Below are 21808 nucleotides of genomic sequence, written 5' to 3' on the forward strand. Positions count from 1 at the left end.
AACTAATCGTTGAATAGACCGTTAACAATAGTTCTTAATCCTTTAAAAAATAAATACATCGCATATAAACAAATCAAACACCCCAAGATTAATACAGGATAGTAAAGCAGGTGTTCTTTATTTTTGAAAGACGAATAGATAATAATTGGACCAACAAACATGAGTGGAATGGCAATAAAAACTTTTTGCAGACCTTTGTAAATACGCGTTTTATCAGCTTTTGGTGTTTCCATTATTTTGTATAATTAACAATTGCATTGCGCACATTTCCGTGCAAAGAAATAAGCTCTGTTGCTTGTTCTTTTGAAACATGCAGCTCATTCATTACCATTTGTATGGCTCTGTTTACTAGTTTATCGTTTGATAATTTCATATCAACCATTTTGTTGCCTTTCACATGCCCTAGTTGGATCATTGTTGCAGTAGAAATCATGTTCAACACCAACTTTTGAGCAGTACCGGCTTTCATGCGGGAACTTCCGGTTACAAATTCCGGTCCTACTGTTACCACAATCGGAAAATGAGCTAATAAAGCCAACGGACTGCCTTCATTGCATGTGATGCCTCCTGTAGGAATTTTATTTTCGATACAAAATTTTAAACCACCTAACACATACGGAGTTGTTCCTGATGCCGCAATACCAATAACAAAATCGTTGCTATTGATTTGGTATGATTTTAGGTCGATTTCGGCTTGGTGGATATTGTCTTCTGCGTTTTCAACTGCTTTTCTTATCGCATCATCGCCTCCGGCAATTAAACCGATCACTTTGTCGTAAGCCACTCCAAAAGTAGGCGGACATTCTGATGCATCAACTACACCCAATCTGCCCGATGTTCCTGCACCAATATAAAACAAACGACCGCCTTTTTTTAATTGCGAAACAATGGCATGAACCGTTTTTTCGATTTGGGGAATAGCTTTTTGAACAGCAAGCGGAACGGTTTGGTCTTCTTTATTGATGTTTGAAAGCAAATCTGCAACACTCATTTGCTCTAAATGGTTGTAATTCGATTCGGATTCGGTGATTTTTTCAAAAAGCATAATGCACGTATTTTATACAAATTTACAAAAATTTAATAAGCGTGGGTATTTATAAGGATAAAACAAATATTCGTAGTATTTTTGCAAACAAGTAGACCACCTTATCGCTGGCTTTGGTCAGAGGAAAGTCTGGGCACCATAGAGCAGAATAGCGGGTAACGCCCGTCCGCCGTGAGGTGAGGACAAGTGCAACAGAAAGTATGTACAGTTCGGCTGTAGTGAAACCAGGTAAACTCTATTCGGTGAAATGCCATGTAAACCAACATTAAGTGCTGCTCGCGCAAGTTGGAGGGTAGGCAGATAGAACTTTTGAGTAATTGAAAGTGTAGATAAATGATAAGGACATGCTTTGAGCGATGTACAGAACCCGGCTTATAGGTCTACTTTATTTTAGATATTTACTATTTTATATAAACAAAAAATCTGAAGCGAACACTTCAGATTTTTTGTTTATCTATTTATTGCCGTAATTTTCGTTTTGTACTCAAGGCGGGACTTGAACCCGCACGAACATTACTGTTCACTGGATTTTAAGTCCAGCGTGTCTACCAATTCCACCACTCGAGCAGATAAATAGATTTTGAGCGAAAAACGGGGTTCGAACCCGCGACCTCAACCTTGGCAAGGTTGCGCTCTACCAACTGAGCTATTTTCGCATACATTAAAAAAACGTTAGTACTCAAGGCGGGACTTGAACCCGCACGAACATTACTGTTCACTGGATTTTAAGTCCAGCGTGTCTACCAATTCCACCACTCGAGCAATTGTATCAACGTTGAGCGAAAAACGGGGTTCGAACCCGCGACCTCAACCTTGGCAAGGTTGCGCTCTACCAACTGAGCTATTTTCGCGTCTGTATTTTTAGTTTATAAAGAACTTGGATTGCAAATTTATAAATAATTTTATTATCTGCAAAAAAAAGTACTCAAGGCGGGACTTGAACCCGCACGAACATTACTGTTCACTGGATTTTAAGTCCAGCGTGTCTACCAATTCCACCACTCGAGCAAAGAACTTACAAAGAGCATTTTTATGTGCTGTATTGCGAGTGCAAATATAATAGGTTTATTTTATTTTGCAAGGCTTTTAAATAACTTATTTGTAATTATTTTTTAATGGTTTGATACTCTTTAATCTAACTTTTGCTTTTTTTTGATTCGAAAGAGGTTGCTAGATATAATATAGTAATGAATTTAAAAAAAAGCATTGCGTTTAGGCAATGCTTTGTTATTTATCGCAAAGGTTGATTTAAAACCAAATCGATGTATTGATTCACTTTGTCTTTTAATTGTTTTCTGTGCACTACAAAGTCTAAGAAACCGTGTTCTAATAAAAATTCAGATGTTTGAAAGCCATCAGGAAGGTCTTTTCCAGTAGTGTCTTTAACGATTCTTGGTCCTGCGAAACCAATCAATGCACCTGGTTCGGCAATGTTTATATCGCCCAACATGGCATAGGAAGCAGTGGTTCCGCCGGTTGTTGGATCGGTACATAAAGAAATATATGGAATTTTAGCATCTGCCAAAAGTGCCAATTTTGCCGATGTTTTTGCCATTTGCATCAACGAATATGCAGCTTCCATCATACGTGCACCTCCTGATTTTGAAATCATCATAAAAGGAATATTGTGTTTGATGGAATGATCAATTCCGCGTGCAATTTTTTCTCCTACCACCGAACCCATTGAGCCACCGATAAAAGCAAAATCCATACAGGCTACAACTAAATCTGCGCCTTTTGATTTTCCTACGGCTACCCGAACAGCATCTTTCAATTTGGTTTTGTCTTTTGCTTCTTTTAGACGGTCGCTGTATTTTTTTGTATCAACAAACTTTAAAGGGTCTTTTGCAGTAATTGATCCAAACAATTCTTTGTATTGATTGTCATCAAATAAAATTTCGAAATATTCTTTGCTACCAATTCGCACATGGTAATCATCTTCTGGCGAAATCCACAAGTTTCGTGCTAATTCGTCTGATTCTATGATTTTTCCCGTAGGTGATTTATACCACAAGCCTTTGGGTGTGTCTTTTTTATCTTCGGTAGGTGTTGTAATTCCTTTTTCTTTTCTTTTAAACCAAGCCATAGTCTATAAATTATGAATTATAAATTATGAATTGTGAACTTTATTGTAATTCGCAATTCGCAATTAATTATAATGTGTTTACATTGTTTAGATCGGCAAAAGCTTGTTCTAAACGTTTATTGAATGTTAACTCTGCTTCGCGCATCCATTTGCGTGGATCGTAATATTTTTTGTTGGGAACGTCGTCGCCTTCAGGATTTCCAATTTGTGTCATTAAATATTCTTTTTTAGAAAGGATATAATCACGCGCTCCTTCGGTGAATGCAAATTGCAAATCGGTATCGATATTCATTTTAATAACTCCGTATGATATTGCTTCGCGAATTTCTTCTAAAGTTGATCCAGAACCACCGTGGAATACAAAGTCAACCGGATTGTTTTTGGTGTTGAATTTTTCTTGAACGAATTTTTGTGAATTATCTAAAATTTTCGGGGTCAATTTCACGTTTCCTGGTTTGTAAACACCGTGCACATTACCAAATGCTGCAGCGATGGTGAAACGTGGCGATATTTTCATTAATTCTTCGTAGGCATAAGCCACTTCTTCTGGTTGCGTGTATAGTTTTGATGAATCCACATTAGTGTTGTCAACGCCGTCTTCTTCACCGCCTGTTATGCCTAATTCAATTTCTAAAGTCATACCAATTTTGCTCATGCGCTCTAGGTATTTTTTAGATATTTCAATATTTTCTTCGATTGGTTCTTCCGATAAATCAATCATGTGCGATGAAAATAAAGGTTTTCCTTTTTCGGCATAAAATGCTTCGCTGGCTTCTAGCAATCCATCAATCCAAGGCAATAATTTCTTTGCACAATGGTCTGTGTGTATAATTACCGTTGCACCGTATAATTCTGCTAATTCGTGAATTTGTTTTGCTCCGGCAATAGATCCAGCTATGGCAGCACGTTCGTTTTCATTGCTTAATCCTTTTCCTGCCATATACAAACCACCCCCATTTGAAAACTGAATGATTACGGGTGCTTTTAATTTTGCAGCAGTTTCTAATACACCGTTTATTGTGCTAGACGATGTTACGTTTACTGCGGGTAATGCAAACCCTTTTTCCTTTGCATAATTGAATATTTCTTGTACTTGATCGCCGGTTGCTACGCCTGGCTTAATATTGTGTGCCATATTTATAGGTTGTGTGTTTTTAAAATTTGTGTGTATTAGCTTACAAAAATAGTAATTTTATTAAAACGGATAATTAATTCCTACATTTAAAACGGTTTTACTTAAATTCCATTCTTTAAACCATTTGTTTCCAGGCTCGTTTGCGGGGTTGTAGGTTTTGAAACCCAAATCGCATCGAACCACAAAAAAAGAAAAATCATAGCGAATTCCCAACCCTGTTCCCAAGGCAATGTCTTTCAATGATTCTAATCCGGTAAAGGTCATTTCTTCGTCTTCAATATCATCTAAAGCGTTCCAAATGTTTCCTGCGTCGGCAAAAAGGGCTAAATTCCATGGGCCAGAAACATTGAAGCGGTATTCTGCATTGAAAGCTAGTTTCATGTTTGCTTCGTTAAAATCTAGGATACTGCCGCTGCGCCCAGGACCTAAGCGGTAGGACTGCCAAGCACGGTTGTCGTTGGTTCCACCCGCAAAATAGCTTCGCGAAAAGGGTATGTTGTCTGAATTGCCAAAGGGAACCGCAATACCGGCAAATGCCCGCAATGCCAAAACGTTTTGATTGCCTAAATCAATATATTTTACAAAATCTACTTCTCCTTTAATATATTGGGAATATGCCACATCTAAAATGGTATTTTTATTTGATGTATTGACTTTGTTATTCGATTTTGCCAATAGATTTAATAGACTTCCTGCTGATTCTAACTTGGTGCGAAAGGTGAAAAAATCTTGATCTTTAATATTGAATCGGTTGGAATAAGTATAAACAATATTACTTGCTAAGATAAGGTTGTTTTCGGTTAATCGCAGCTTTCGTTCAGCAATACTTAAAATGGTTCTAATGTCTTCTTCATTAGCATTAGTGTTTCCACTTAAAACATCAAACATAAATAAATCGGCGCCGCTGTTGGCAATATTCAAATTGCCGTTTTGGTCTAAATAATCTGGATTGGTATTGGTGGTTTGCGCAATTTCGTTCAATCTATTATAGGAAGATCGATACACATTGAAATAGTTTCCAGGATTCATGTTTCGAACAAATTGCAAATTAAAAACATCAAAACTAATGGTGTTTCTGCGTTTGTACGACCAACTGTAATTATAAATTCCGGTAAGATTTTGCTTGTCTAAACCAATGTTTTGCTGATTGAAAAATCCTAAACTTAATGAAGTATTAGGAAAAGAGGTGCGATCGATGATTTTATCGATTTGGTTTGAAAAAAATACAAATCGCGGAAAAGTAAGTTTTACATCGGCACCATATTCTAAAATATCAAAAAAGGTGTTTTGAACACTGCGATATCTCGATGCAGATGATCCAATGTTTCCACGAAAGCTTACATCTAAAATTTCGGCTCCTTTAAACAAATTTCGAAACATAAAACCAATACTTCCTTCAATACCAAAATCTTGAATATTGGAATGGCTTACATCGATCGATGGATTAAAGGTGATTCTTTTACGAGGGTTTAGGGTAATGTTGGCAATAAGGCTTTTTCCTAAGCTATCAGCCGGATCGGGAATGTATTCAATAGTAGGATAATTAAAAACTTTTAGATTACTCAATGAACGCGAAGTGATTAACCTTCGGATGTCAGAAAAATAAGTGTCTTTGTCAATAAAAACCGCATTTCGCAACACTTTTGGTTTATAGCTCAATGGTCCTTTGCTATAAATATTTAGGTCTTTATACGCTATCGAATCTGTAATCACTTGCGTTTCTGCCGATGTATTGCTTGTGAAAATATTCACCCTGCTTATTTTATACAATTTAAAAGGTTCGGTAGTAAGGGTGTCGCCTTGTTTAATGCTTTTATTATCAATGTTTAAATAGATATCAGCCGTGTGATTTTGCTTTAAAGTGTCCATCACATAGTTAATGTATGTTTTCTGAAAATCGTAAGCCCCATTATTTCTAAAGAAAGATGTAATGCGATCGCGTTCTTCGTCTAATTTTGCTGCGTTGTACTGAGCTCCTTTTTTAATAATGCTGGCGCGTCTATTGGTTTTATAAAGCGAATCTAATTCGGTTGATTGCACCATCACAGCAATACTGTCATACACATAAGCTTTGCCGGTATCCACCTTGTATAAAGCACTTATTTTTTTTGGTTTGATGCTGTCTAATTCATAAGAAACCTTAGTGTTGAAATATCCTTGGTTAAAATAATGATTTTTTAAACGAATTACAGATTTATTGGTGCGCTCTTGGTTAAATATTACCGGCGCTTCGCCAAGCTCTTTCAAGGTTTTTCCTAAACCCGAAACAAAAAACGAAGTACCCAAACGATCTACTTGCTTCGCAGAAAGCAATTTAGTTAAAAAACGTTCGGTTTTTCGGTGTTTGTCTAACCACGCTTGATAGCTAGAATCGGGGTTCACCTTAGCCATGTTATACATTTGTAAACGCAGGCGATAACCTAACAGATTGCTGTTTGGCTGCTGGTATAAAAGCTGTGTTACGGTTTCGCTTTTCTCTTTTTTATTATTCACCACAATTTCGTTTTCCATTAACAGGCGTTCTTCATTAGAAACACGCTTAGTTAAAGAACATGCTAAAAAAAAGCTGGATATTACAGTGATAAATAGTATTTTTGATAAATTATTTTTCAAGATCAAATCAATTTCAACTGGTAAAATTACAATTTTTTACGAATGCTTACTAAGAACCAAATCAAATATATAACGCAATTAAAGCAAAAAAAATTTCGCGACACCCACCGTGTTTTTGTAGCTGAAGGATTCAAGGTTATTACCGAATTGTTGCATTCCAACATAGAATTGGAACAGATTTATACAACGCAACCATTAAAAATCGATGTTTCAAAAGAATTAGTTACCGAAATATCGGAAGCAGAATTGAAAAAAATATCGTTTTTAACCACACCAAACGAATGCTTGGCTGTTTTTAAAATGAAGAAAGAGGTGTTGCCAGAACCCAATGGGTTAAAAGTTGCTTTAGACGATGTGCGCGACCCTGGAAATTTAGGTACCATTATTCGTTTGTGTGATTGGTTTGGTATCACTGACCTAATTTGTAGCAATGAAACAGTAGATTTTTACAATCCAAAAGTAGTACAAGCAACTATGGGCTCACTAACGCGTGTAAACATTCACTACACCAATTTGGCGAGCTATTTAAAGCAAGCCCAAGCAGCTGTTTATGGAACGTTTATGGATGGAACTAATATCTATAAAACCGATTTGCCTACCAACGGAATTATTGTAATGGGCAACGAAGCCAACGGAATATCTAAAGAAATTGAGGCCTTGGTGACGGCTAAAATTGCTATTCCACGTTTTGGCGATTTGCAACAAACCGAAAGTTTAAATGTGGCAACCGCAACTGCTATTGTTTTGAGTGAATTTAAAAGGAACTAGACATTTATTTCATTTTTAATCAATTGAAATAGTGCAATTTATGGATAAAAGTTTGCTTTTATTGTTAATGTTGTTCTAACAAATGCGTCGAGTTTTCAATATAGAGAATGTTTAAGAGACTTATTGTTGGAAAACAAAGAGGCTTATGGTTTATATTTGGAATCAACCAAAGCATTAATTAATAATTTATAAAAATTGTTCCTTGTTAATAATCAAAAAAGCAGTTCGTATTGAACTGCTTTTTTGATTTTATAACACTTTCAATTTAAGTTAAAAAATGTAAAATTTAGAGTTTAGAATTCCAACCAAATAGAATAATAAACAGATTATTATTAAACTTTTAGTGAAACGTAAAGTTAATAAACAAACCACGTGTTTTCATAGATTCTATATCGCCGGTCCATGGACTGTTTGGATTTTTGTCGCGAATAAGTTCGTCTTGTAAACCAAATACGCCACGGATGGAAGGTGTAAATTTAAAATGTTCAAAGTATAAATCAACTCCTAAACCTAGTTCGTAATTTGCAGTCCATTTTTTCATTCTAAAACGACCTTGGTAATTATCATCTTTAGAGGTTTCATTGCTGCTTAAGTTTAATGATTGCGAAATACCTGTTAAGATATACGGACGAATATTTCCAGCTCTCAATGCAGAAAACTTCAGCAATATGGGAAAATGTATATAAGTTGAAGCTACATCGCGCGTGTTTTGATCAGGGTTGGTAATGTGCGGAAAAATCAATTTTCTGCGGGTGTAATACAAACCTGGTTCAAATCGCAAATCTAGATATTCCATTAAACGTAAGTTTCCCACCAAACCTACATTAAAACCAGTTGTTGGTTCGACTAAAATTTCGTTACTTCCATTTTTATCGAGAAAACTTTTAGAATAATCAAACTTAAAATTGTACGAGCTAAATCCTAAATAATATCCGTAATGAACCCTTTGTTGATCCCATGTTTGCTGGTTTTTGTAGGGATTTTTCCCAAACATGCCTTGTGCAGATAACTGAACCGAAGCGAATAAACAAATGGCAATAAATAAATTTTTCATATTTTATTTTGATGCTGAATAAATAGTTGCAACACCCATTGTTTGTGGAGTGTGCTTTACATTTTTAAAACCAACTTTCCGTAAAATGGCATTTAATTCTTCGCCATAAGGAAAGTTTTTTGCCGATTCTGATAAATATTCGTAGGCTTTTTTGTCTTTAGAAAACATTTTACCCATTAGCGGCATAAAGGTTTTCATATAAAAATTGTACCCTTGTTTAAACGGAAATTTTGTAGGAACCGAGGTTTCTAAGATAACAAAAATTCCGTTAGGTTTTAAAACGCGAGCAATTTCAGACAAGCCTTTTTCCAAATTTTCAAAATTGCGTATACCAAAAGCAACGGTAATTGCATCAAAAGTATTGTCTTGAAAAGGTAAATTTTCAGAATCGCCTTGTATCATTTCAATTTTGTGATGTAAGGCCAAAGCTTTTACTTTTTCTTTTCCAATTTCTAGCATTCCTGCAGAAAGATCTAAGCCAACAATGCGTTTTGCATTCGATTTTGAAAGTAATATAGCCAAATCACCTGTACCGGTGGCGATATCTAGAATTGATTCAGGATTTGTTTCAGAAACCATTTTCAGTACATTTCTTCTCCATCCTTGATCAGTTCCCATGGAAATCATTCGGTTTAAACTGTCGTAATTTCCAGAAATTGTATCAAACATTTGCTCAACTTGCTGTTTTTTACCAAGATTAGAATCTTTATATGGATTGATTTGATCGGCCATTTTTAAATTGAAATTTTTACAAATATACTTATAATAAAAATAGTATATAAACGTATGGTATCAATTAATAGTGAAAAGGACTAAGAAAATTTGCACTAAAGAATTATTAAATGCAGCAATTATCTTTCAGCTATTCGATATTAAGGATAACCTTATACCCCTCATAACTGCGAAGGTTGAAAACAGTACCGTCTTCAAACATTAAATACTGTCCTTTTACTCCAATAATTTTGCCCTTAAAATTTGGTGTTTTGTCTAAATTTAAACTAGTGCACGATGTCAGGTATTGCTCCACCGGATACGCTAATTCGTACACATTGTGCGCAGTGTTTCGGAAATAGGCATGTACTTCTTCAGGCAAAAGGGCTTCTATTTTCTTTACTTCTTGGTCTAAATCCACAGAAACAATTTGGTTAAGCACCATTTTTCGCCAGTTGGTTTTATCGGTATAATGCTTTTTTAGGGCTACTTCGGTAATTCCGGCTAAATACCTATTGGGAACTTCAACTACCGGAATCGCAGCCGATGCGCCTTGGTCAATCCATCTGGTGGGCACTTGTGTTTTACGGGTCACACCAATTTTTACATCACTTGCCACAGCCAAATATACAATATGTGGTTGCAATTGAACCTTTTTTTCATATTCTAAGTCGCGATCTTCAATGTCTAAATGAGCTGTGCTTAGTTCTGGCCGCATAATCCAATCTCCTGCTGCAGCACTTTTCATAAAACAATCATAACAAAAACCTTGTCTAAAAATTTTCTTCTCTTTTTTGCAATTCAAACATTGGTAGCCAACATGTTGAATTTCAATGTCTTTATAAATAATTTGATTGATATGAATAAAAGCCTGGTCAAAAACCAAGTAATATTGTATAGGATTTGCTAATTCGGTATGCATTTTATTCAAAACTCCTTCGTATTGCATAAGATTTTTTATATTTTTGAATGAATTGTAAAAGTACAAAGTAAATAGAATACTTTGCAGTTTGCGCAATTAAAAAATCATGGCATTATCAATTATCAACTCTATTGTTTCGTGGATTTTAAAAAAACGGATACATCAAATAGAACTATTTATTAAGTATCCCCACGATGTGCAAAACGAATTGCTGTTGCAACTAATTCAACGGGCAAAATTTACCGAAATAGGGAAGAAGTACGATTTTTCTTCGATTTTCAGCTACAGCCAATTTGCTGAGCGCGTTCCGGTTTCAACCTATGAAGAAGTGGAACCGCTTATAGAACGCAGTAGAAAAGGTGAAAACAACATTTATTGGCCCGAACCAATTAGATATTTTGCAAAATCGAGCGGTACCACCAATGCCAAAAGTAAATTTATACCCGTTAGTACCGATGCTCTAGAAAATTGCCATTACAAAGCGGGGAAAGATATGCTGTGTTTGTATTTAAACAATAACGAAGATTCGCAACTTTTTACAGGAAAAAGCCTTCGTTTAGGCGGAAGTAAACAGCTTTATGCAGACAATAACACGATTTTTGGTGATCTTTCGGCTATTTTAATTGATAATTTACCTTTTTGGGCAGAATTGAGTTCCACACCAAACAGCAAAGTTTCATTAATGAGCGAATGGAACGAAAAAATGAAAGCCATTGTAAAAGAAACCAAAAACGAGAATGTTACCAGTTTATTAGGCGTACCTTCGTGGCTATTGGTTTTGCTGAACAATGTGATGCAAGACGTTAATAAATCTAGTTTGCTTGAAATTTGGCCCAATGCCGAAGTGTATTTTCACGGCGGAATCAGTTTTGAACCCTATCGCGAACAGTATCAAAAGCTTTTTCCTAAAGAAAATTTTCGTTTTTATGAAAACTATAATGCTTCCGAAGGATTTTTTGCCATTCAAGACCGCAATAATGCAAATGATATGCTGCTCATGTTAGATTATGGAATTTTCTATGAATTTATTCCAATGGATACATTTGCAACATCTCACCAAAAAACTGTATCTTTAGCCGATGTTCAAATGAATAAAAGCTATGCGGTGGTTATTACAACCAATTCGGGTTTATGGCGCTATTTAATAGGAGATACTGTTCGGTTTACTTCATTAAATCCGTATCGAATAAAAATCACGGGACGCACCAAGCATTACATTAATGTTTTTGGCGAAGAATTAATGATTGAAAATACCGACAAAGCGCTCGCAATAACAGCAAATGAATTTCAGGTTGATATTGTAGAATACACAGTTGCGCCGGTTTTTATGGAAGGAAAAGAAAAAGGAGCGCATGAATGGATGATCGAGTTTAAAAAGAATCCATCTGATTTAAAAGCATTTGCAAAACGATTAGATGAAAACATACAAAGCATTAATTCTGATTACGAAGCCAAGCGTTACAACAGTATGACACTTAACGAATTAAAGTTAAACGTAGCAAAGCCAAACCTTTTTCATTTGTGGTTAAGCAAACAAGACAAGTTGGGCGGACAAAATAAAATTCCCCGTTTGTCTAACGATCGCTCTTATTTGGAACAATTAAAAACATTGAATAATTAATAGTAAATAAATAATATGAATGAACAACCAGTAAATATTAATTTCAGATTAATTAATATTACAACAGAAGAGTTTAAAGTAAATGAAACAGAAACAGAAAACGGAACTTTAGATTTAAATTTTGATTTTCAATTTGGCGTTAATAATGAAAAACACTTTGTGAAAACCATTGCTAAATTCAAATTTTTATTAGATAAAGTAGAAGTGATGGATGTGGCTGTTTCTTGCGAATTTGAATTTGAACCAACCGGATGGCAGTTTTTTGTTAAAGGCGAACAATTAATTTTACCTAAAGGATTATTGCAAGAATTGGCAATGTTTACTATGCACACCACTCGCGGTGTATTGCATTCAAAAACAGAAGGTCATAAATACAACCGCTTATTTATACCAATGATTGGCGGCGAATTTATAAAGCAAGATTTAGCAATTCCGTTAAACCCAACAACGGTTAACTAAAGATTAAAAATCCGTCTTAACAAATTTTAAGACGGATTTTTTATAATTCACTAATTTCCAATTCAATATCGTGTAAAAATATTTCGTCGAAGCGTTCAATATACGGTTCGTTCAATTTATCATTTTGTAGGTACAGTTCTTTTGCCTTTAAAAAATGCTGTTTTGCTTTTTCGGTATTGTTTTTTAACACATAAATCTGTCCGGCATAAAAATTCAATTCAGCTTTCACACTATAGGGCATCGCTAATTGTTCTTCTAAATAGTAAAGCGATTTATCAAAATCATTCAATTTAAAATAGCACCGTGCCAAATAGAAATTACTTAAAAAATCGTCTTTTGGATCAGCACCTTGTTCTTTAAGCAGAGTAAACAAATAATTAAAGGTTTCAATTGCTTGTTTGTATTCCCCCAATTGATAGTATGCTTGCGCTTTTAAAAGTAAACACGATTCGCCATGACACGCTTTGTAGGGTAATTTACTAATTTCAATTACTTTATCCACATCTTTAATGGTGCTTTCATAATCGCGGTAAAAATACAACATACTCCACGCTTTGTATTCCAATGCGGCTGTTTTTCCGTTTGTTGTATCAATCTTTACAGCTTTGTTAAGCATTTCCATAGCCTTTATGTGTTCCCCTGCTTTTTTATAAGAATATGATGCCCGCTCCATATACTCCACATGATCAGGAACGGCCATTAAAGCACTGTCTTTGTATGTTCGATGCATTTCCGAAGTTTGATAAACAGTTTGTGATAAATCATGGTATTTATCAGCCAACTTCATACGTTCTTCTTTTGATAAATGAGAAAACGGATTGGATTCCTGAGAATACAAAGAATGGCAAAATCCTATAAAAATTAAAATATTGTATAAAACGAATTTATTTAAGGCCATACTTCGGTTATTTTTCCATTAGTAACTTTAAACATTAAAAAACGATGTGTATCTGTCTGAATTTTTTCAGGAAGATTCCATTCGGTTATTTTACTTATTTCTTGTATTAAATGCTTGATTAAATCTGGATTGTACGATGCTGACTGATAATTCGTGTCCATTTGTTCTAAACCAAATCTTCCCACTTTTCCTTCGCAATTTATGGCAAAATGTATGGTTATAAATCCATTTCCTTTTGTTGTTGGAGCATCTTTAATTAATCGTTTTAATAAAGCATTATTGCCATTTGTATATTTAATGTCAGGTTCATAGTTATAATATTCATAAGGGCGACGATCCCAACACATTTTAAAATTTGATGAATTAATCTCTTGGTTTTTGGCAGAATTTAATGTGTAAACATCAACATTTTTTTTAGTCTCGGCATAATGAACAAAAGAAAATTTGTCTTTTTGAAGATTTGTTAACTGATACCAACGATTGTTAAGGTTTAATTCACCATCATAAAAACTAAAGAAAACTTTATTGTCAACCAGTTGAAAAGCAATGTTTTTAATTTCTTTTTCAGTGAAAAGTATCGTATTATTTAAAGTGTAAGTATACGTGATTTCTACATTCAATGAATCTAAAAAATAAATTTCGCGCTGTATTTTTAAATCCCGATTAGGAATCATTGCTACCTTATCTAATTCAGTTGTATATCTTTTGCCTTTAATTTCTCTCACTTGATCAATTGTAAACTCAGAATTTTCTACTTTAAAATAATGATAATCTTGTTTGTATTCATCTGAAGTGTAGTAAAGAGATATTTTGTTATCTGTAACAATCAATTTTGTTTTTATGCCCAATGTATCCTTTTCAAAACTATGTGATGGCAATGCACTGTATCGACTTTCATCATTTGAAAAAAAATAGAGTGAATCGTTTTTCTTTTTTGAAAATGCTAAATATGCTGTATTAAAATCTTCATTTCGATACCCCGCAACATACAGATCATTTTCGGTTTTGGTTTGTGCCTGGGAAAAAGTGATCGACAAGCAGGAAAGAAAAAGTACTAGTGTTTTTATCATTTTTTGTATTTAAGTGTTTCCACGAAAATAGCAAGTAAAGAGAGAAAGAAATTTATTTTAACAAAAAAATAAGTTTTTTTCGGAACAAAAAAGCAAAATAGCCCTAAAAAAGTACAGCCAGTTTTATTAACTGGCTGCATTTCTAACTTATTAATTGATAATTTATAACTGATTTTCCTCGCACCATTTGCGTGCATTTACAAAAGCTTCTACCCATGGCGAAACTTCGTCTTTTCTGCCTGCGGGATAGTTTGCCCAATTCCATGGAAAAACAGAACGCTCTATATGAGGCATAGTTACTAAATGGCGTCCGGTTTTATCACACATCATTGCGGTGTTGTAATCAGATCCATTTGGGTTGGCAGGATATTTATCATACGCATATTTTGCCACAATGTGATAGTCGCTTTCGCTATTTGGTAAATTAAATTTTCCTTCACCATGCGAAATCCAAACCCCTAAAGTTGTTCCGGCTAAGGTAGAAAGCATTACCGATTTGTTTGGTTGTACTTTTACAGAAACAAAGTTTGACTCGTGTTTTTGGGATGTGTTGTGATGCATTTTTCCGTGTACTTCATGCTCCGGATTGATCAATTCTAATTCCATAAACAATTGACATCCGTTGCAAATTCCTACTGAAAGAGTATCCGGACGTGCAAAGAAATTTTTCAATGCAGTGTTGGCTTTTTCGTTGTACATAAATGCACCAGCCCAACCTTTTGCAGAACCTAAAACATCTGAATTTGAAAAGCCACCAACAGCACCAATAAACTGAATATCTTCTAATGTTTCACGACCAGTGATTAAATCGGTCATGTGTACATCTTTAACGTCAAATCCGGCTAAGTACATAGCATTGGCCATTTCGCGTTCAGAATTTGATCCTTTCTCACGAATAATTGCTGCTTTTGGTCGTGGTTTTGTATTCTCAATTACAGGCTTTTGTCCGTTGAAATGAAACGGAAAGTTAAACTGTAACGGTTGGTTTTTATAATTCATTAAGCGTTCGCGAGCCATTCCGTTTTTAGATTGTTTTTTATCTAAATAATACGAAGTAATGAACCAAGTGTCGCGTAATTCATTGATATTAAAGTTGTAAAACTCTTTTCCGAAGATTACTTTTAAATCGTGGCCTTCTGAAGGAACACCAATTTTTACAAACTCGATACCGTTTGCATCCATTTTGCTTTCAAAAATACGGTCGTTTTGAGCTTGTAACACTACGGCGATGTTTTCATTGAAAAGCGCTTTAATGATGTCAGATTCGTTTAAGCCTGTTAAATCAATATCGGCATCTAAATTATATCCGGCAAAACACATTTCTAGCAAAGTGGTGATTAAACCACCAGAACCCACATCGTGCCCTGCTGCGATTTGATTGTCATTGATTAATTCTTGAATGGTATTGAATGCTTTTTTAAAGTAAGCGGCATCGGTAATTGTTGGAACATCGTTGCCCACCTTGTTTAAAATTTGTGCAAAAGAGGATCCTCCTAATTTGAATTGATCTTTGGATAAATTGATATAATAAATAGAATCTGCACTTTTTGATAAAACAGGTTCTACCACTTTTTTGATGTCTGTACAGTTTCCTGCAGCCGAAATAATCACCGTTCCTGGAGCAATTACGTCACCATCAGGGTATTTTTGCTTCATTGAAAGCGAATCTTTCCCAGTTGGAATGTTAATTCCCAATTCAATTGCAAAATCGGCGCAGCCTTTTACTGCTTCGTATAAACGGGCATCTTCGCCTTTGTTGTTACACGCCCACATCCAATTGGCTGATAGGGAGATACCACTTAATCCATTTTTTATAGGAGCAAATAGAATGTTCGATAACGCTTCGCCAATGGCATTTCTACTACCTGCAACAGGATCTACCAATGCGGTGATAGGTGAGTGGCCCACTGTGGTTGCAATACCTTCTTTCCCTTTAAAATCAAGCGCCATGACACCTACATTGTTTAGCGGCAATTGCAAAGGACCCACACATTGCTGTTTGGCTACACGACCGCCCACGCAACGATCTACTTTATTGGTTAACCAATCTTTACAAGCAACAGCTTCTAATTGCAAAACTTGGTTTAAATAGTTGTAAACTTCTTCTTTTTCATATACTATATCGGCATAATTATAAACAACAGTTTCATCGTTCATAATGGTTTTTGGGGAAGAACCAAACATGTCTGCTAAAGCTAAATCCATTGGTTTTTCGCCACTTGTAGCCGATTGAAAAGTGAATCTTTGGTTGTTGGTAACCTCGCCTACGGTATATATCGGAGAACGCTCACGTTCAGCAACGCGTTTTAAGGTATCCATATCATTTTTACCAATAACCAATCCCATACGCTCTTGCGATTCGTTACCAATAATTTCTTTTGCTGATAAGGTTGGGTCTCCAACTGGCAATTTATCTAAATCGATCAATCCGCCGGTGTTTTCAACCAATTCCGACAAGCAGTTTAAATGTCCGCCTGCACCGTGATCGTGAATAGAAACAATAGGGTTTACATCTGATTCCACCATGCCGCGCACTGCATTGGCTGCACGTTTTTGCATTTCGGGGTTGGAGCGTTGAATGGCATTTAATTCGATACCCGAACCAAAAGCACCCGTGTCTGCTGAAGAAACTGCGGCACCGCCCATACCAATTCGGTAGTTTTCACCTCCTAAAATTACAATTTGGTCGCCAGATTGTGGTTCGTGTTTTTTTGCTTGATCGGCTTTTCCGTAGCCAATACCACCGGCTTGCATGATTACTTTATCGTAACCAATTTTGCGGTTGTTTTCTTCATGTTCAAAGGTTAAAACCGAACCTGTAATAAGGGGCTGTCCAAATTTGTTTCCAAAATCGGAAGCACCGTTTGATGCTTTTATTAAAATATCCATTGGTGTTTGGTACAACCAATTTCTTTCATTCATTGCTTTTTCCCAAGTTCTATCGTCTTCTAAACGCGAATACGAAGTCATATAAATTGCTGTTCCTGCTAAAGGCAACGAGCCTTGACCACCTGCTAAGCGATCGCGAATTTCACCGCCCGAACCCGTTGCAGCACCATTAAAAGGTTCTACTGTGGTAGGGAAATTGTGGGTTTCGGCTTTTAAGGAAATTACCGAATCAAATTCTTTTTCTGTGTAATAATCGGGTTTGTCTGCGGTATTTGGGGCAAATTGTGTTACGCGTGGTCCTTTTACAAAAGCCACATTATCTTTATAAGCCGAAACAATATCGTTTGGATTGGTTTCCGACGTGCTTTTTATCAATTTGAATAAGGAAGTTGGTTGTTCCATTCCATCAATTACAAAAGTGCCGTTGAAAATTTTATGACGACAATGTTCTGAATTTACTTGTGAAAATCCAAAAACCTCAGAGTCGGTTAATTTTCTACCTATTTTAGCAGCAACATTGTTTAGATAAGTTACTTCTTCATCGCTTAAAGCCAAACCTTCTTGTTTGTTGTAAGCTGCAATATCATCAATTTCTTGAACGGGTTGCGGTTGTATATCAATGGTAAACATATCCTGCGTAAGCGAAGGATATTTTTGAGAAATCATTGGGTCGAAGTCGTTAAAATCTTCTTCTGTTTTTTGGAATTCTTCTATACGAATGATTCCGTTTACACCCATGTTTTGTGTAATTTCTACTGCATTAGTACTCCAAGGTGTAATCATGGCAGCACGCGGCCCCACAAAAGTTTGGTTTACAGCGGGTGTTTCGATTGGTGCAGCATTGCCAAATAACCAATTTAGTTTTGCTACATCGTCCATGTTTAATGGAATTGAGGTTTGCACAGCATAAACTGTACCAGACGCATTTTCAAAAAATTGAATCATCGTTTTAAGGTTTGTTGTATTGTTATTTATAACTAAAAAACAAAATTACTACTAAAAAATAATATTAGCAATTTAATCTACCGAAGAAGTTACGTGTTGATAAGCACCTAAATCGGGTGCAGTTAGCCTGCTGTTTCCCAGCAAATCGTTCGGAACTTGTTGTGCAAAAAGCGAATTTCCGTAATTAATTAACGACGTTGCTTTATCGGTAATCATCATTTTATTTTTCTGTGTGTTTGAAAAATAGGGTTGATGCTCGTTGAAATTTTTAGCGATTAAATTATTGTTGTAATTTGTTGGATTATTGAAATTATAAGGAAAAACTTCGGTATTGTATCGGTTTCCTGTATTTTGAAATTTAATCAGGCAATAATCAAATGAAAAGTTGAAATTTGATTGGTTATTTGCTGGAACTAATACAATTGATTCGCTGGCATTTCCATAAATAATACTGTTTTTAAATTGTGCCTGCAAAGCAAACGGAAGGGTTCCATCGCCATTATCTATTATTGCAGCGGTTTGGTTTTGTCGGCTCCAATAATTTGCAAACGTACAATGTGTAAAATCATACACGCCGCCGTTGGTAATTGCCAATGCAGCCCTACCACAGTTGTTGGTAACAACATTTTTGCCCATAACATTTGCAGTTGCCAATAACAAACCAAATTGTTCGCAATTGTAAATTTGCACATTTTCTAACGAAGCAGTGCCGTTATTCGCGTTGATTAATAAGCCGTTAACTGCATTTTTGATAACGGTGTTTGCAATAGAAATGTTGCTGTTTTGCCCAATCCAAACCCCTGTCCATTGTCCGGGAGTGTCTTCAAAATTGGGTTCTAAACGGTCGCCTTGCATTAAAATAGAATTTTCAATACTTCCTTGTGCATTGATTGTTGATGTAGGGAAAGCGATTAAAGCAGAATTGCGGTGAAAATGTACTTCTGTGCCAGCAGTAACGTTTAAAGTTTTACCCGGCGGAACAGCTGCTGCGCCATATATCACATATGGTTTGGTGTTGTTCCATTCTAATTCGTTGCCGTTTGTAGCATCGTTTTCATCTAAAAAGAAACCATATACTTGTTCGTCGTTTATGGTGATGCTTTCATAAGAACCGTTTTGAAATTTTTGAGGATACAAAAAAACAGCATCTTTAACCAAAGTAACCAAATTCACTTTTTGCTGATTGCTGCCTGCCTGAAAAAGAATTTCATCGGTGTATAAAAATTCGGCTCCATTGGTTTGCTGCTTAATATCAACCGTTGTTTCAACGAAGATAAACATACTGTCTTTTGCCAAAAGTTCTACATTTTCAAAACTTTTTCCGGGCATTCCATCAACCATTAATCGAAAATTAGAATTTTCACCTTTTGCTAATCGAATTGCTGGTATTTTAATGTCTTTATTGCTGTTGTTGTAAACTCTTAGATTGTAAGTACTTGAACCGATATTTGAAAAAATAGTGTCTAAATAAACGGTGTCTTTAGAAAAAGTGAGTTCGGAACCCGATGCGGGCTCAAAATTAAAATCATCGCGGCACGAAGCAAAGCTAATGATTGTTATTAAAAACAATATGTTATAGAGGGTTTTCATTTTTTAATATATTATTTACTGCATTTAGCGTTGACTGCTTCTCGTATTCTAGATTATATGTTTTGTGAACATATATTGAAGCTTCTTGTCCTAAATTAATTAAAGATAACGGATTTTCATTAAATATCATTACTTTTTCTAGAAGAGATTTTGTGAATTCAATTATATTTCTGTCAGGAATTAATGTAGAAAATTTCTTAAAAAAATACTCATTTCCTGCATTTCCTGCATATCCAATAACATAACAACCACATGCCATAGCTTCTACTGGTGGTAAACCAAAACCTTCATTATAATTAAAGCTTAAAAAAAAGGCACTTTTTTGTAATATAACGGCAACTTCATCTTCTGTACAATTATCAATAGGTTGCCATTTCCAATCTTTAAAGTGAGGATTGTTTACAAGAATATGATAGATTTGATTGAAATCTTCTTTTAATTTTCTCGGCATAAAAGCAATTATCTTCTCTTTTTTGCTACTAAATGAAAATGTAGGGTTTATACCTAAACAAATACGCTCTGTTTTTTGGTTTGGGAATGCCAAATTCAAATATTCTTTAGAATCTTTAGAAACAGTTAAAAAGCCTAAGAAATTGTCATTGTTATAGGAGTGTTCGGTATTGTTTTTTAAAAAAGGGTATAAATTAAAAGTGTAATAACAGTTTTGGTTATAAACTATATATTTGTTAGAAGTTAATGTATTAATTCTGTCTCCCCAAATTTCCGGATAAATGAGAATGGAATCAGATTCAGGTAATGATTTATCCATAAAGAGTTCTTTGAAGAAATCTTTAAAAATGTATTTGGTTTTGTTTTTTCGAGTTAATTTGTAAATTTTGTAAAAGAGATAAGGATAATACGCAAATTTAACTTTTGTAGAAAACCAATTGTTTTTAAAATTCTTTTTTCCATGTGTTAAAAAAACATCATAGTTTTCATTTGATAACAGTTCAGCTAATTTGTATAATTGTTTTACACCACCTGTTGGAACTTTTATTTCAGGACAAAAAACATAAATTTTTGTTTTAGTCATATTTTTTTTTCTTTAAATTAGGAAATAAGGTATTCACAAAATTTTCTATTGTGTATTTTGAATATATTTCTTTTGGAATTTCTTGATACGAGTTAATTAAAAATGCATCTGGAATATCAATTCGATCTTTATTTATAACTAATATATTATTTTCATTGTAGAAATCATAGTTTTTTACGGTCTCGTTATTAGTTATCACTTTCTTATGCAATGCCATGGCTTCAAAAATCCTGAAGCTTAAACCTGTTTGGTTAGGTCTAACCAAATCAATTAATATTTCGGCATCTTTCATTTTTTCAATAACTACTTCTAACTTTACGTGTTCTTCTGTTAAATGAATTCGTTTATTCACTTTTTTAGTTTCTGGATTTGCAACAATAAATTCATAATTATGAAAACCTTTTTCATCAAGAATATTGGCAATTTTACTCAATATAACTTCTCGCTCATAGGACTTCGATAAAATTATAAATGCTTTGTTTTTTGGAAAAGGATTTATGTTTTTATCCAAATAAATGAAATTTGTGAGCAATGTTAAAAAACTGTTTTCCTTTACATCTTTAATATCAAAGGAAAAAATTTTATCAAATAATTCATTATAATTTGATGGTAAGGGTATTCTTGCTAGAGAGTCATAATTATATGCAATAAAATTTGCTGTTTTATCTCTTAGTAATAAAGTAATATCATTTCGAAATTGGTTAGGATTTACAATTAGGATATAATCTTGCGTTGTTAGATTTGAAATCTCTTTGATAAGCGTTTTATTTATAAAATCTTTTTTTATATTTTTATTAAGGAATAATTTGCTTAAAAAATTTAAAACACGTTGTAATTTGTTTTTGTAAATAAAACGAATATTGTTACTATCTAAAAAAGTAATCTCGTGATTTTGTTTGATTAAATAATCAGCAACTTTTTTATTAAACCCCCAAAGGTCAAAAGCTACAATTGTTATTTTCATAAATT

Annotated in this window: 17 protein-coding genes, 5 tRNA genes and 1 other RNA gene; 4 read left to right on the forward strand and 19 right to left on the reverse strand. The window is 34.6% G+C overall.

The features are described 5' to 3' along the window. Positions 1–2: 2 nt before the first annotated feature. Together NPX36_RS09675 and murQ are read right to left on the reverse strand one after the other, a co-directional pair. Positions 3–233 (reverse strand): DUF6095 family protein, encoded by a 231-nt coding sequence (locus NPX36_RS09675; protein WP_257498521.1) that lies wholly within the window; start codon positions 231–233, stop codon positions 3–5. Then, positions 233–1045, reverse strand: a complete 813-nt coding sequence (murQ, locus tag NPX36_RS09680; RefSeq protein ID WP_257498522.1) for an N-acetylmuramic acid 6-phosphate etherase — start codon at positions 1043–1045, stop codon at positions 233–235. The genes NPX36_RS09675 and murQ overlap by 1 nt, the downstream gene beginning before the upstream one ends. 88 nt (positions 1046–1133) lie before the next feature. On the opposite strand from murQ, the gene rnpB reads away from it, so the two are divergent. Further along, an RNA gene (gene rnpB, locus NPX36_RS09685) (RNase P RNA component class A) lies at positions 1134–1436 on the forward strand. 90 nt (positions 1437–1526) lie between these two features. On the opposite strand, the gene NPX36_RS09690 is transcribed toward rnpB, so the two are convergent. The 8 genes from NPX36_RS09690 to tamL form a co-directional block, all read right to left on the reverse strand. Beyond that, a tRNA-Leu gene (locus NPX36_RS09690) sits at positions 1527–1612 on the reverse strand. A gap of 16 nt (positions 1613–1628) precedes the next feature. Continuing rightward, positions 1629–1701 (reverse strand) — tRNA-Gly (locus tag NPX36_RS09695). A gap of 20 nt (positions 1702–1721) precedes the next feature. After that, positions 1722–1807 (reverse strand) — tRNA-Leu (locus tag NPX36_RS09700). 16 nt (positions 1808–1823) lie between these two features. Continuing rightward, positions 1824–1896 (reverse strand) — tRNA-Gly (locus NPX36_RS09705). 71 nt (positions 1897–1967) lie between these two features. Next, positions 1968–2053, reverse strand: a tRNA-Leu gene (locus tag NPX36_RS09710). 223 nt (positions 2054–2276) lie between these two features. Beyond that, the gene (accD, locus tag NPX36_RS09715) at positions 2277–3131 is read right to left on the reverse strand and encodes an acetyl-CoA carboxylase, carboxyltransferase subunit beta (protein WP_257498523.1); all 855 of its coding nucleotides are present in this window, start codon (positions 3129–3131) and stop codon (positions 2277–2279) included. 67 nt (positions 3132–3198) lie between these two features. After that, positions 3199–4266 (reverse strand): class II fructose-bisphosphate aldolase, encoded by a 1068-nt coding sequence (fbaA, locus tag NPX36_RS09720; protein WP_257498524.1) that lies wholly within the window; start codon positions 4264–4266, stop codon positions 3199–3201. A 60-nt stretch (positions 4267–4326) separates the two neighbouring features. Then, positions 4327–6885, reverse strand: a complete 2559-nt coding sequence (tamL, locus tag NPX36_RS09725; protein ID WP_450091404.1) for a translocation and assembly module lipoprotein TamL — start codon at positions 6883–6885, stop codon at positions 4327–4329. A 36-nt stretch (positions 6886–6921) separates the two neighbouring features. Between tamL and NPX36_RS09730 the strand changes: the two genes are divergently transcribed. Continuing rightward, positions 6922–7647, forward strand: a complete 726-nt coding sequence (locus NPX36_RS09730) for a TrmH family RNA methyltransferase (protein WP_257498526.1) — start codon at positions 6922–6924, stop codon at positions 7645–7647. 340 nt (positions 7648–7987) lie between these two features. Here the strand turns inward: NPX36_RS09730 and porT are convergent, their stop codons facing one another. From porT to NPX36_RS09745, 3 genes are all read right to left on the reverse strand, one after another. Continuing rightward, on the reverse strand, positions 7988–8701 hold the full coding sequence (porT, locus tag NPX36_RS09735; protein ID WP_257498527.1) for a type IX secretion/gliding motility protein PorT/SprT: 714 nt from the start codon (positions 8699–8701) through the stop codon (positions 7988–7990). Positions 8702–8704: 3 nt separating this feature from the next. Further along, positions 8705–9433 carry a bifunctional demethylmenaquinone methyltransferase/2-methoxy-6-polyprenyl-1,4-benzoquinol methylase UbiE gene (gene ubiE, locus NPX36_RS09740; RefSeq protein ID WP_257498528.1) on the reverse strand — a complete coding sequence of 243 codons (729 nt, stop codon included), beginning with the start codon at positions 9431–9433 and terminating at the stop codon, positions 8705–8707. A gap of 130 nt (positions 9434–9563) precedes the next feature. Next, a complete protein-coding gene (locus tag NPX36_RS09745; protein ID WP_257498529.1) occupies positions 9564–10361 on the reverse strand; it encodes a DUF2797 domain-containing protein in 798 nt (265 codons plus the stop codon). A gap of 79 nt (positions 10362–10440) precedes the next feature. Here NPX36_RS09745 and NPX36_RS09750 point away from each other — a divergent pair, with 79 nt between their 5' ends. Beyond that, positions 10441–11955, forward strand: coding sequence for a GH3 auxin-responsive promoter family protein (locus NPX36_RS09750; RefSeq protein ID WP_257498530.1), 1515 nt, complete (start codon positions 10441–10443; stop codon positions 11953–11955). A 15-nt stretch (positions 11956–11970) separates the two neighbouring features. Then, entirely contained in the window at positions 11971–12414 is a 444-nt protein-coding gene (locus NPX36_RS09755) for a hypothetical protein (RefSeq protein ID WP_257498531.1), read from the forward strand. Positions 12415–12454: 40 nt separating this feature from the next. On the opposite strand, the gene NPX36_RS09760 is transcribed toward NPX36_RS09755, so the two are convergent. From NPX36_RS09760 to NPX36_RS09785, 6 genes are all read right to left on the reverse strand, one after another. Beyond that, a complete protein-coding gene (locus tag NPX36_RS09760; protein ID WP_257498532.1) occupies positions 12455–13312 on the reverse strand; it encodes a tetratricopeptide repeat protein in 858 nt (285 codons plus the stop codon). Then, complete coding sequence (locus NPX36_RS09765) at positions 13303–14382, reverse strand: hypothetical protein (protein WP_257498533.1); 1080 nt, start codon at positions 14380–14382, stop codon at positions 13303–13305. Before NPX36_RS09765 ends, NPX36_RS09760 begins: the two co-directional genes overlap by 10 nt. A 162-nt stretch (positions 14383–14544) precedes the next feature. Further along, a complete protein-coding gene (gene purL, locus NPX36_RS09770; protein ID WP_257498534.1) occupies positions 14545–18216 on the reverse strand; it encodes a phosphoribosylformylglycinamidine synthase in 3672 nt (1223 codons plus the stop codon). A gap of 72 nt (positions 18217–18288) precedes the next feature. Continuing rightward, entirely contained in the window at positions 18289–19806 is a 1518-nt protein-coding gene (locus NPX36_RS09775; RefSeq protein ID WP_257498535.1) for a hypothetical protein, read from the reverse strand. Beyond that, positions 19790–20839 carry a glycosyltransferase gene (locus tag NPX36_RS09780; protein WP_257498536.1) on the reverse strand — a complete coding sequence of 350 codons (1050 nt, stop codon included), beginning with the start codon at positions 20837–20839 and terminating at the stop codon, positions 19790–19792. The genes NPX36_RS09775 and NPX36_RS09780 overlap by 17 nt, the downstream gene beginning before the upstream one ends. After that, positions 20832–21803 carry a hypothetical protein gene (locus tag NPX36_RS09785; RefSeq protein WP_257498537.1) on the reverse strand — a complete coding sequence of 324 codons (972 nt, stop codon included), beginning with the start codon at positions 21801–21803 and terminating at the stop codon, positions 20832–20834. The genes NPX36_RS09780 and NPX36_RS09785 overlap by 8 nt, the downstream gene beginning before the upstream one ends. Positions 21804–21808: the final 5 nt, after the last annotated feature.

The organism is Paenimyroides aestuarii, assembly GCF_024628805.1.
Taxonomy (GTDB): Bacteria; Bacteroidota; Bacteroidia; order Flavobacteriales; family Flavobacteriaceae; genus Flavobacterium; species Flavobacterium aestuarii_A.

Coding starts and splice junctions, on each gene's coding strand:
- purL (WP_257498534.1), bottom strand. CDS start 18,216: ATGATTCAATTTTTTGAAAATGCGTCTGGTACAGTTTATGCTGTGCAA.
- ubiE (WP_257498528.1), bottom strand. CDS start 9,433: ATGGCCGATCAAATCAATCCATATAAAGATTCTAATCTTGGTAAAAAA.
- NPX36_RS09785 (WP_257498537.1), bottom strand. CDS start 21,803: ATGAAAATAACAATTGTAGCTTTTGACCTTTGGGGGTTTAATAAAAAA.
- fbaA (WP_257498524.1), bottom strand. CDS start 4,266: ATGGCACACAATATTAAGCCAGGCGTAGCAACCGGCGATCAAGTACAA.
- NPX36_RS09675 (WP_257498521.1), bottom strand. CDS start 233: ATGGAAACACCAAAAGCTGATAAAACGCGTATTTACAAAGGTCTGCAA.
- NPX36_RS09750 (WP_257498530.1), top strand. CDS start 10,441: ATGGCATTATCAATTATCAACTCTATTGTTTCGTGGATTTTAAAAAAA.
- NPX36_RS09745 (WP_257498529.1), bottom strand. CDS start 10,361: ATGCAATACGAAGGAGTTTTGAATAAAATGCATACCGAATTAGCAAAT.
- porT (WP_257498527.1), bottom strand. CDS start 8,701: ATGAAAAATTTATTTATTGCCATTTGTTTATTCGCTTCGGTTCAGTTA.
- NPX36_RS09730 (WP_257498526.1), top strand. CDS start 6,922: ATGCTTACTAAGAACCAAATCAAATATATAACGCAATTAAAGCAAAAA.
- NPX36_RS09775 (WP_257498535.1), bottom strand. CDS start 19,806: ATGAAAACCCTCTATAACATATTGTTTTTAATAACAATCATTAGCTTT.
- accD (WP_257498523.1), bottom strand. CDS start 3,131: ATGGCTTGGTTTAAAAGAAAAGAAAAAGGAATTACAACACCTACCGAA.
- NPX36_RS09780 (WP_257498536.1), bottom strand. CDS start 20,839: ATGACTAAAACAAAAATTTATGTTTTTTGTCCTGAAATAAAAGTTCCA.
- NPX36_RS09755 (WP_257498531.1), top strand. CDS start 11,971: ATGAATGAACAACCAGTAAATATTAATTTCAGATTAATTAATATTACA.
- NPX36_RS09765 (WP_257498533.1), bottom strand. CDS start 14,382: ATGATAAAAACACTAGTACTTTTTCTTTCCTGCTTGTCGATCACTTTT.
- NPX36_RS09760 (WP_257498532.1), bottom strand. CDS start 13,312: ATGGCCTTAAATAAATTCGTTTTATACAATATTTTAATTTTTATAGGA.
- murQ (WP_257498522.1), bottom strand. CDS start 1,045: ATGCTTTTTGAAAAAATCACCGAATCCGAATCGAATTACAACCATTTA.